The sequence below is a fragment of the Nocardia grenadensis NBRC 108939 genome (assembly GCF_001613445.1).
In the GTDB taxonomy this organism is placed as follows: domain Bacteria; phylum Actinomycetota; class Actinomycetes; order Mycobacteriales; family Mycobacteriaceae; genus Nocardia; species Nocardia grenadensis.
Window position 1 is genome coordinate 138,469 of record NZ_BDCJ01000024.1, and the last position, 10,604, is coordinate 149,072.

Here is a 10,604-nt window from a genome sequence, read left to right on the forward strand (position 1 = left end):
CTTCTTGCTTTTCCGGGCCGGATCGGTCAGGCGGGGCATACGACGGGCGGCCGTATGGCACTCATCGACAGCAGCACCCCTTCACTGTTGGTGCTGTTGCTGCCTGCGTCGTACGCGCCTGATCGCCCACTCATGCAACGCTTTGCGGCGCAGAACCTTCTGCTCCGCGCGGGCCTTGTCCTGCAAGGCCCGCTTGGCCGCACGAAGCACCTGCCCCTCATGGCGTGCCTTCTCCCGCAGCGCGACCTTGCCCTCGACCAGTGCCGAACGTAAACCGCGCCGCCGGCCGGTGTGCGGATCGATTCCGGGCCAATGGTGCTGGACCCACTGACCGGCCGCCGGCAACGCCGACCCGGCCGGTCCCGCGAATTTCTGCTCCGAGGCGGTTTCGGGTGCGTCGTCGGCGGTGCGGCGCAGGAACCGGTCCGGCAGCGCGAGCTTGTGAATCGTGCGGAAAGACAGCAGGTACTGCCTGCCGAGGGAACCGGTCGTGTAGGGCAGGTCGTAGGTGTCGCACAGCCGGCGCACCCGCGCGGCGATCTCTGGATACCGATTGCTCGGAAGGTCGGGGAAAAGGTGATGCTCGATCTGGTAGCAGAGATTGCCACTCATGAACGCCATCACGGGGCCCGCCCGGAAGTTCGCGCTGCCCAACATCTGACGTAGATACCATTCCGCGCGCGTTTCGTCGGCGAAGTGCTCCTCGGTGAACTTCTCGGCGCCATCGGGGAAGTGCCCGCAGAAGATCACCGCATACGCCCACAGATTGCGGGCCAGATTGGCGATGAGGTTCGCCGTCAGCGTCTGCTTCCACGCCGGGCCGGTGAGCAGCGGATGGATCACGAAGTCCTTGGCCACCTGCCGCCGGGCCTTGCGAAGGAACGCTCTGTTCGGCTCGGACAGCAGCCGTGAACCCGGCTCGCCGATGCGGGCCTGCTCGGCCGACAGGTCGTGCCAGGCGATGCCCCACTCGAAGGTCGCGGCGAGAACCAGGTTGGCCAGCGGTTGAACGAGATGAACGGGCCGCCAGGCTTCGTCGCGGGTCATCCGCAGGATGCCGAATCCCAGGTCTTCGTCTCGGCCCAGCACGTTGGTGTAGGTGTGGTGCGAGTAGTTGTGCGCCTGCTTCCACTGCGCCGAGGTCCCGATCATGTCCCACTCCCAGCTGGTGGAGTGGATTTCGGGGTCGTTCATCCAATCCCACTGCCCGTGGCTGATGTTGTGCCCGAGCTCCATGTTCTCGATGATCTTCGCGACCGACAACACCGCTGTGCCGGCCAGCCACGCCGGCCGCTTCCTGCCCGCCAACAATGTGACCCGGCCGACGACCTCCAATATGCGCTGAACGCGGATCGCCCGACGAATATAGTTCGCATCCCGCTCGCCCAGCGACTTCTCCACATCGCCGCGAATGGCGTCGAGCTCCGCGCCGAGTGCCTCGATATCAGCAGGCGTCAAATGCGCGTAGGCATTGATGTCGGTGATGGCCACCGTGATCCCTTTCCGTATCCAGGTTGCACGGGCCACAGCGATGCGGGCGCAGGGTCTCCTCGACCGCATCCGGGCATGAGCAACTCGACCGGCACCGAGAATATCGCTGCAGACCAGCAGCAGCTCACACGTCACAACAGCGGTCACCACCACCCGAAAGTCACACTCGCCTCGCGCCTACTCGAACTCGCCGGGAAATCGCTGTCCCGCATACCAATCCGAGGAGAGCGGTTCAGGCGCTGCTGTCAGAGGGTAAGAAGGGTTCAAATCCCTCCGCCGCCGCTCGGCCCTTACCTGAATCGTCAGGTGAGGGGCTTTTCAGTGGAACGGCCGAGAAGGCACCGCTTCGGGGGCCGGGGTGGCCCGTGTTGCCGGGCAGCGTTCGAGATGCAGTGTGCAGGTGGGGTTCACCCGCGGCAGGGCACGCGCGGCGGCTTCCTGCATGGGAGTGGGGCCGCAGACGTAAACGGCGGCATGCGGGTTCGCGCGGGCCAGGATCTCCTCCATATCCGGCGTCCCGAACTCGTCGTCCGGCCGGATGACCGCGCCGGGGACTCGGTCGAGGAAGGGCATCGACTCCCGGCTGCGCCCGACGTAGACGAGGTGGCCCCGCCGGCCGGCCGCCTGGGCCATGGGGAGGATGGGAGTGATTCCCATGCCGCCGGCGACGAAGAGATACTCCTCCGCGTCGATGAACGGAAAGGTGTGCCGGGGGCCGTGGACCCGCAGCGCGTCACCGCTGCGGAGGGTTTCGTGGATTTCGATCGAGCCGCCGTTGCCGTGCGGCATGAGCCGGACGGCGATCCGGTAGGCCGAGCGGTCGCGGGGATCGCCGCACAGTGAGTACTGCCTGCGGCGTCCGGACGGTAGGGACAATTCCAGGTGGGCGCCCGGTAACCAGGCGGGTAACGGGTCGCCGTCGGGATCCACCAGGACCACGGTCACCACGTCGACGGCCTTGCGCCGGATCGCGGCGACCACGAGCCTGCGGTTGAACCCGCTGTGCCAGAGCACCTTCGAATGCGGCAGCAACGAGGCGGGCCGGTGGGCGACGAATATGGACCGGCAGACGTCCACAGCCGTGCCGATCATCTGGAATCCGCGAGCCGGTACCTGGGTGCCCATCAGTTGTCTCCCGATAGTCGGGATGTACGACGCACCAGGGTGAAACAAGCGGCTGCTTGGCTGGTCTGCACCATTCGGCGAATCTACATCGCAACATAATTAATAGCAATGTTGCAATATTGCGAGTGCCCGATAGGTGTTTGCGCTCACGCGGTACTTGCTAGCGTTAACTGCATGTCCGCCGCGTATACATCGTCACCCGGACTGCAGGACGGTATCGAGGCTCGCATTCTGGACGCGGCGTTGATCAGATTCAGCGAGTTCGGCGTCAAGAAGACGACAATCGAAGACATCGCCAGGCAGGCCGGTGTCGACCGCGTCACCATATATCGCCGCGTCGGTTCCCGCGACGATGTGGTGCAGGCGGTCGTGAGCCGAGAGGTAGCCGCGGTCCTCATCGAGGTCGACGCCATTTCCACCCGGCACTCCAGCCTGGCGGACCTGATCGCCGATATTTTCGTGACAATCGTCACACGGTGGCGTGATCATCCGCTGGTCAAGCGCATGTTGACTGTCGAACCCGAACGCATTCTGGAAAAACTGACCGTGGAGGGCGGTCCGGTCTTCGCCATGTCGGTGGCGGCCGCCCATACCGCCCTGTGCCGCGCCGCGGACGCCGGCCTGTTCACCGAACCCGCCGATCTGCTGACCCGCGCGGAAGTGGCGTGCCGGCTGGTGCACTCGTTCATTCTCTGCCCGTCGGGCCTGGTGCCCTTGGAGTCCGACGAGCAGCTCGACGAATTCGCTCGCGCCTACGTGGTTCCCATCGTGGCCTCCGGGCAGTGAGAACCGAGCCGCCCCGAGGCGGCGCAGCGGACAGCAACTGACCGCAACGGATGTCATGCTCGCGCCATGACCACTACACCGCTGATCAGTCCCGTGTCCGAACTCGGCAACGGTTACGGGAGCGTCAACGCATTCGCCGCGGTCAAGGGACCCGGTGGCGCCCGGGCCTTCATCGAATTCCTGGGCGCGGTGTTCGACGCAGCCGAGACCCTGGAGGCGCACGCCGTCGACACCGACGGCCTGCTGATCCACGCGGAAGTGCGGATCGGCGACTCCTGCCTGATGGTGGTGGACTCCAAACCGGACTGGGTGTTCACTCCGGCCCTGCTCCAGGTCAATGTGGCCGACTGTGACGAGATACTGCGGCGGGCCGCGGCCCGGGGCGCGCGGATCATCACCGAGACCACGCCCTTCTACGGCGCTTCCTCGCTCGCCCGTTTCATCGATCCGTGGCGCAATGTGTGGTGGCTGTTCGGGCCCGCGATCGAGAACGCGCCGGAACCGACCTGGGAGCCGGACGCGGCGACGGAAGAGTCCGAGATCCACGCGACCATCTGCCAGGCCATGCGGGAATTGTCGGCGCCGGCGGACTCGACGACGTAGTTCCGCGGCGGCGGACTGTCCGCCGGGCTCCGGGTGGTGCTCGTAGCGGCACTGTCACGGTTTCGGCGCGGACCGCGGAAATCGTCGCCGGGCAGCGCGCGGCGCCCTGGAGAATCGAGGGTATGACCGCTCTCGTCCTGACGCCCGAACGCCGAACCGAATTGGCCGCGTTGCTCGACGACGAGGTCCGGTTGCGGACCGAGTACCCGAAGGTCGCCGAGTACCTGGCCACCGCTCCACTGCTGGACGGGACCGGTGATTTGCACGCCGATGCGGCGTTCGATCTGCGGTTCGTGCACTACATGACCGGCGGGGACGCCGAGTCGGGCAATCCGTACTGGAATATCGTCGGCCCGGCCGTCGGATCCGCCGGCGACCGGCGAGTCGTCGACGGCGGCAACCCGCGGGGGAGTGTGCGGCTGGGGTTCGCCCAGACGATCCTGCAGGCCACCTACGCCTACGCGATTCCGGCACCCGAGACGCTCGACTGGATCGTGGCCTTCGGCGCGGGCCGCCCCGTGGTCGAGTTGGGGGCGGGTCGCGGCTACTGGGCGAAACTGCTCGCCGACCGGGGGGTCGCGATGACGGCTTTCGATTCCGCGCCACCGAACAGCACGGTGAACGCGTCCTTCCCGGACAGCGCGGGGAACCCGGCGGTGTGGTTTCCGGTCGGCGCGGCCGATGAGTTCGCGGCCGGGTTGGACGCGGAGTCGGTGCTGTTCCTGTGCTGGCCGCCGGGCTGGGGCGATCGAATGGCGTCGGACGCACTCGAACTCTTCGAGTCTCGAGGCGGCCGGCGCCTGATCTATGTGGGCGAACCCCCGGGCGGCAAAACCGGCGACGACGCGTTCTTCGATCGCCTCGCGGCCGGGTGGTCGCTGGAATCGGTGGACGAGCGGCACGTCCGCTGGTGGAACCTCGGCGATATGGCCCAGGGGTGGGTACGGAACGGAAACCTGCCCTGATACCGGCATTGCCCGGATGCGCCTCTTTCCGCAGATACTGGTTGGTGCCCACCGTTTTCGGGCCCGCCTCGATCTCGGTTTCGCGGTCCCCGTGGCGATACCACCCTGATCAGAGCAGGCCTCGTGCCGGATCGCCGTCAGGAAGCAGCGCCGTTGCCGGACGACCGTTGTCGCGCCCTGGCACGAATCACGTAGATCGCCACCCCCACACCGGTAGCCGCCACACCGGAAGCCACGGCGGTCCAGGGCAGGGTGAACGCCAGTACCAGGCATCCGAACAGGCCCAGTATCGGGATCACGCGTGGTGGCCGGTTCTCGGCCGCCGTCAGCGTCCGGGCCGCGGCGTTGGCGACGGCGTAGTACAGGAGCACCCCGAAGGAGGAGAACCCGATGGCCGAACGCACATCGACGGTCGCCGCGACCACCGCGACGACCACTCCGACCCCGATCTCGGCGCGGTGCGGCACTCCGAACCGGGGGTGCACCACCGAGAACGTCTGGGGCAGATACCGATCGCGCGCCATGGCCAGCGCGGTGCGCGAAACCCCCAGGGTCAGGGCGAGGAGCGAGCCGAGTGCCGCCATCGCGGCACCGGCGCGGACCACGGGTTCGAGCCAGGTCACACCGGTGGCATGCACGACCTGTGAGAGGGGTGCGACCGCCGCCGCCAGCTGCCGGGGGCCGAGCACGGCCAGCGCGGCCACCGCGACCACCGTGTAGACGGCCAGGGTGATGGCCAGCGCGAGCGGTATCGCCCGCGGGATCGTGCGCGCGGGATCGCGTACTTCCTCTGCCAGGGTGGCGATTCGCGCGTACCCGGCGAACGCGAAGAACAGCAGTCCGGCGGACTGGAGGATCCCGCCGACGCTCACCTCGTCGTCGAACACGAACCGCCCCGTATCCGTATGCCCGGTGGTGAAGGCAGCCACCACCACGGCGGCCAGCACACCCAGCACGACCGCCACCACGATACGGGTCAGCAAGGCCGATTTCCGCACACCGCGGTAGTTGACCGCGGTCATCGTCACCACGGCGGCGACGGCGACGGCATGTGCCCGGTCCGGCCACACATAGGCGCCCACGGTCAGCGCCATGGCCGCGCACGAGGCGGTTTTGCCGACCACGAAACTCCAGCCCGCCAGAAACCCCCAGAATTCCCCGAGCCGCTCCCGGCCGTACACATAGGTGCCGCCGGACACCGGATACCGCGCCGCCAGCCGAGCCGACGAGGTGGCGTTGCAGTAGGCGATCACCGCCGCCACCATCAGTCCGGCCAGTAGCCCGGCCCCGGCCGCGCGCGCGGCCGGCCCGAGCGCGGCGAAGATTCCCGCACCGATCATCGAGCCCAGACCGATCACCACCGCGTCGGAGAGTCCGAGCTGCCTGCGCAGCCCGCCGGGAACCCCCTCCGGCGGGTCCGGGGTAGACGATCGCTCGGCCACAACTTCTCCTAGTAGCACGCCGAGCCGGCAGCTCGGACAACCGACGGGCCGATTCGCAACCTATGCCCCTACCGGCGTCTCCGCTACCCGGCCGGACGCCCGGCGCATTCAGTCGATGCCGGCGCGATACCGGGTGACCGCTTCCTCGATCTGCCGGCCGTCACCGGAGTTCTCCCGCTCTACGGCCCGGAGCACGTCCGCGATCTTCGCCATGCGCCGCTCGACCTGTTCGCGGTAGGTCTCGATATCGGGCTCGTGGTAGCCGGCGATCGCCGACAGGACCTCATCGAGTTCCGTCGCGACATCGGCGGCCCCCAGCTCGACCAGCCGGTCGCGCACAGCGGTCAGCTCGTCGCTCCGGCCGCGCACTTCCTCGGGCCCCAGGTCGGACAGATACTTGTCGCCGCCGCCGCTCATGTCTGCATCCTTCCGGGTCCAAGTTGTCGTGGGGTCGGTCCTCGCCGCCGGTATAACCACTTTCTCGCTTCGCTACCTCCCGGGCTGTCGATCGACGAGTAAAGCGGTGGTTGCCGGCACGGCGTCTGTGCTCGATCACGCGCAACTATCGATCGACCACGCCGGCCGTGGTCACCAGGCTCGCAAGCGTGACCACCAGCTGCCACGAGCGATTTCTCCGGACCTCGTCTTCGGTGAGGTGCGGAACCACAACTGCCTCGGCGTCGGATTCCAGCATGTGATGGACAGCGATGAGCGCCGCGAGCTGCGGGGCCGAATCCGTGACGACCGTGTACACGATGTCGAGGCCGTACTCGTGTGCCAGCCGGTCGACAACGCCGCTGTCGCAATCGGTCCGGCGCAATACAAGTGCTCTCCGCTTCCCGGATATCGGCCGGCTCACGGGTGTGCCCGGGCCGCGAACTCCGCCGCCGTTTCGAAGCGGGGACAACGGTGCTCGGCGTGGGTCGCCATCACCTGATGCGCGTGTGCGTACCCGCGGATCGGGGCCTGTGACCGGCAATGCGTCGTGGGCTGGTCCAGGTTGCGTAGGCCATCGGCGATCTGCCGCAGGACCTTCGGGTCGTCGGTGACCCAGGTCTTTCCCGCTTGTAGGAGTTTCAATGTCGCCGCCATGGCCCGGTTCCTCGGCGCTCGGAAGGGCAGGGCTGGGATCTCTGTCATTCGGAGACCTCGGTTTTGTGGAGGGGTGGATGGGTGGCGTTCTGCTTCCTCGGTGACCGAGTCGCCCTGCTCGAGCGGAGCAACTGTCGTATCGGGACTTTGCCCGTACTTTCGGTGTCGGAGTACGAAGCTTTTTCGCACCTGGAGCTCCTCGCCGGCGGTTTACTGGAACAGTGACGGAAAAGACCGACGATGCCGTGGGCTCACGCGTCGCCCAGGCCCGGAAGCTGGCCGGTATGACGCAGAGAGAACTCGCTGCGCGAGCCAACGTGTCGATCGCTCTAATTCGCTCGGTGGAGCAGAAGCGGGTGCCTGCTACAGCTGCGTTCCTGGGCGCGGTCTCCAAAGCTCTTCGGGTCGGAGTCGCCGATCTCACCGGGCAGCCGTTTCGCCCGGCGCCCGGGCACGACGCCGAAATGCACGCGGCCATCTCTGGGCTGCGTACCGAACTCGCGGCCTACGACATCGACAATCACGCAGTGTCGGAGGTGCGGCCCTTGGAGCATTTGCGGGAGGCAGTGGCTCAAATCTGCATTTACCGTAGGAACGCGTCATTCCATCGCTTGGGCGAGGAACTCCTGCCGCTGATGGGAGAGCTACGAGCGGCGGTGCATCGAAGCGCCGGTCACGAGCGAGAGCAGGCGGCAGCTTTTCTGTGCGAGTTGTACTACTCAGCGCACAGTCTTGCGCACAAGCTGGGGTATACCGACCTCGCTGGTATCGCAGTCGACCGCCTGACCTGGTCCGCGGCGAAGTCGGGCGACTCGGTGTGGATCGCTGCGGCCCAATTCCAGCGTGCGGCCATTCTGACCGCAGGGGGCGACTGGACTGCCGCGATGTGTTTCCTGGAGAGCTGCCGGACCGATATCGAAATTCGGCTCGGTACCGCCACCCGGAAGGACCTCATCGCGTGGGGCGGGCTCCACCTCCAGTCGGGCTTGGCGGCGTCTCGTTCCGGGAAGCGTGATCTTGCCGATGAACACCTGGCCGAAGCTCGCGAGGCTGCGCGACGGTTGGGTGATGACCGCGATCGAATACTGTCGTTCGGTCCGACCAACGTAGCTATCTGGTCGGTCGCTCTTCCGGTAGAAGCGATGGATGCGGCGACAGCTCTGAGCCGAGCGCAGACGGTCGTGATCCCGGCGACGACACCGAAGGAGCGGGCCGGACATCACTACATCGACCTCTCGCGGGCGTTCCTTCTCCAGGGCGACCGTGGCCGGGCCCTGGAATCGCTGTCTATCGCGAAAAGGATCGCGCCCGCCCAGACCCGGTACAACCCGATGGTCCGCGAAACGGTGCGGGCTCTGGCGCGCGCCGAAGCCCGCAAGGTGGATGCCGTGCACGGGTTGGCCGTGTGGTGCGGGATCGCCGATCGGCTGTGATCAGGGCAGGCCTTTGGTAGTGGCCGGGGTGAGGAACTCGACCCGGAAGTCGGCCACATAGTCGGCGCGCCGATCGAGGAAGCGGCGGGTATGGGGCTGTCGCTCGTGTTCCTCGAACGCTTCGCGGTCCCGGTAGACCTCGTAGAAGACGCGGGCGAGTGGTGCGTCCGTCACGGTGTGGGTGGCGTAGACGAGGGTCCCGGGTTCCGACTCGGTGATGCCCTCGGTGGTCTCCGCCACCAACCGGTCGAATGCTTCGGCGGCCTCGGCGTCCTTCAGGTTGAACCTCACCACGAGCGCAAACATCGACCCTCCAATACACCAAACTGCACGGAGGGCCAGTGTCGCACGCGTGCACATCCGGGGCCCGGTACGTGTCTTACCCGATCGGCTCGACGACTACCGACGGCCCGGCATTCGATCGTGTTGACCTGTAGTGCCGAATGCGCATCGAGACGTATGGGCAAGAGCCCGGTTGCGTCAAAGAGATCCGGGTATCGGCCTTCCTTCATCGTGAGGCTCGAAGTCCGGTTTTGCGATCACTTCGGCGAGCCAATGACCAAGCTCGTTACTTTTAGAGTGGTATTCGTCGACCTCGGCCCGCACGGCCTCCTTCGCCTGCTCCCAGAACCAACCGTAAAATGTACGAGCCCTTTTGGAGTATTTTTCTAGCAGGGGAAGGAACTCGACGTACGGCTCTCGTCGTGCCCACACTTCTCGATAACCCAGTGTTTCGAAGGAGGAGTGCAGCCGCTTGGCCTCATATCGCTGAGTCGATGGGCCTGCTGCTCATGGCTGGTCGTACGTCGCACCCGACGCCCACGGGCTCATGCGACCAGCGATACCTCGAGGCGCTGGCCGACCGCGCGGGCCAGCCGGTCGAGCATGTCGATGGTCGGCACGCGCCCGCCGCCCTCGATCTTGGCAATCGTGGGCTGAGTGGTGCCCATGCGGCGGGCGAGCTCGGTCTGGGTCAAACCGGCACCGGTACGCGCGGCGTAGAACAGTTCGGCCATGCGCAGCGCCAGACCCGCCTCCTCGTATGCGGCTTCGTACTCGGCGCGCTCTTCGTCGGTCATCTGTGCCAGCCGTGCGCCGAACACCTCATCGTGGCTCATCATCTTCATCAGCCCCTCTCTTTGTCCTTGTCGGTACTCGGCCGGTCGCGGTAGCGCTTCAACGCCTTACGAGCGCGGGCGACCTCGCGGACTTCGTTTTGCCGTTGCTTGCGGAAGGTGGTCAAGGTAATCACCTTCCGCGGTGGGTCGAATGTGTAGGTGATGCGCCGGTTGACCTCTTCCGCTGCGAATCGCAGCTCGTACAACTTCTGTCCGAGGTACTTCGCGTGCGGCATGCGTAGCATCGGGCCCTCGGCGGCCAGTAGGTCGAGCTTGCGCCGGGCAGCCGCGAGATCGGCGACGCTGAGCGATTGCAGCCACGTGCCCACTTCCTCCGAGTACTCGATCTGCCACATGACCACGATATATCATCGAAGGCATATTCTTAGGAGGGAGGGCCGGACGGCCACGGGTCGGCGAGCTGTCGCGACGTGCTTGTGCATAGTCTCGGCACGAAGGAGGTCGCCGCAGCACCGCGGTGGAACTCGGTGAACTCCTCGAAACGCCGATCGGCCCCCGAGCCGCTTTCGCGGATCGGGGGCCGATCTC

The 10,604-nt window shown here is 66.4% G+C and carries 13 protein-coding genes; 4 read left to right on the top strand and 9 right to left on the bottom strand.

The genetic code is table 11. From position 1 onward, the window contains the following. Positions 1-81: 81 nt before the first annotated feature. On the bottom strand, positions 82-1,491 hold the full coding sequence (locus NGR01S_RS24355; RefSeq protein ID WP_063040735.1) for a fatty acid desaturase family protein: 1,410 nt from the start codon (positions 1,489-1,491) through the stop codon (positions 82-84). Between the two features lie 318 nt (positions 1,492-1,809). Further along, positions 1,810-2,616 (bottom strand): ferredoxin reductase, encoded by an 807-nt coding sequence (locus tag NGR01S_RS24360; protein WP_063040656.1) that lies wholly within the window; start codon positions 2,614-2,616, stop codon positions 1,810-1,812. 174 nt (positions 2,617-2,790) lie between these two features. On the opposite strand from NGR01S_RS24360, the gene NGR01S_RS24365 reads away from it, so the two are divergent. The 3 genes from NGR01S_RS24365 (at position 2,791) to NGR01S_RS24375 (ending at position 4,970) form a co-directional block, all read left to right on the top strand. Next, complete coding sequence (locus NGR01S_RS24365; protein ID WP_063040658.1) at positions 2,791-3,402, top strand: TetR/AcrR family transcriptional regulator; 612 nt, start codon at positions 2,791-2,793, stop codon at positions 3,400-3,402. Positions 3,403-3,468: 66 nt separating this feature from the next. Beyond that, complete coding sequence (locus NGR01S_RS24370; protein WP_063040660.1) at positions 3,469-4,005, top strand: VOC family protein; 537 nt, start codon at positions 3,469-3,471, stop codon at positions 4,003-4,005. Between the two features lie 122 nt (positions 4,006-4,127). Further along, entirely contained in the window at positions 4,128-4,970 is an 843-nt protein-coding gene (locus NGR01S_RS24375; RefSeq protein WP_063040662.1) for a class I SAM-dependent methyltransferase, read from the top strand. 137 nt (positions 4,971-5,107) lie between these two features. Here the strand turns inward: NGR01S_RS24375 and NGR01S_RS24380 are convergent, their stop codons facing one another. The 4 genes from NGR01S_RS24380 to NGR01S_RS24395 form a co-directional block, all read right to left on the bottom strand. Next, positions 5,108-6,412, bottom strand: coding sequence for an APC family permease (locus NGR01S_RS24380; RefSeq protein WP_063040664.1), 1,305 nt, complete (start codon positions 6,410-6,412; stop codon positions 5,108-5,110). A 108-nt stretch (positions 6,413-6,520) separates the two neighbouring features. Beyond that, positions 6,521-6,829, bottom strand: a complete 309-nt coding sequence (locus NGR01S_RS24385; RefSeq protein ID WP_063040665.1) for a hypothetical protein — start codon at positions 6,827-6,829, stop codon at positions 6,521-6,523. Positions 6,830-6,974: 145 nt separating this feature from the next. Continuing rightward, positions 6,975-7,232, bottom strand: a complete 258-nt coding sequence (locus NGR01S_RS24390; RefSeq protein ID WP_063040667.1) for a hypothetical protein — start codon at positions 7,230-7,232, stop codon at positions 6,975-6,977. Between the two features lie 35 nt (positions 7,233-7,267). After that, the gene (locus tag NGR01S_RS24395; protein ID WP_063040669.1) at positions 7,268-7,504 is read right to left on the bottom strand and encodes a hypothetical protein; all 237 of its coding nucleotides are present in this window, start codon (positions 7,502-7,504) and stop codon (positions 7,268-7,270) included. A gap of 221 nt (positions 7,505-7,725) precedes the next feature. Between NGR01S_RS24395 and NGR01S_RS24400 the strand changes: the two genes are divergently transcribed. Continuing rightward, on the top strand, positions 7,726-8,937 hold the full coding sequence (locus NGR01S_RS24400) for a helix-turn-helix domain-containing protein (protein ID WP_063040671.1): 1,212 nt from the start codon (positions 7,726-7,728) through the stop codon (positions 8,935-8,937). Here NGR01S_RS24400 and NGR01S_RS24405 read toward each other — a convergent pair whose 3' ends face one another. From NGR01S_RS24405 to NGR01S_RS24415, 3 genes are all read right to left on the bottom strand, one after another. Continuing rightward, positions 8,938-9,231: a putative quinol monooxygenase gene (locus NGR01S_RS24405; RefSeq protein ID WP_245664748.1), complete on the bottom strand. Its 294-nt coding sequence runs from the start codon at positions 9,229-9,231 to the stop codon at positions 8,938-8,940. It lies immediately after the preceding gene. A gap of 533 nt (positions 9,232-9,764) precedes the next feature. After that, entirely contained in the window at positions 9,765-10,064 is a 300-nt protein-coding gene (locus tag NGR01S_RS24410) for a helix-turn-helix domain-containing protein (RefSeq protein ID WP_307718780.1), read from the bottom strand. After that, positions 10,064-10,411 (bottom strand): type II toxin-antitoxin system RelE/ParE family toxin, encoded by a 348-nt coding sequence (locus tag NGR01S_RS24415; protein ID WP_063040675.1) that lies wholly within the window; start codon positions 10,409-10,411, stop codon positions 10,064-10,066. Before NGR01S_RS24415 ends, NGR01S_RS24410 begins: the two co-directional genes overlap by 1 nt. Positions 10,412-10,604: the final 193 nt, after the last annotated feature.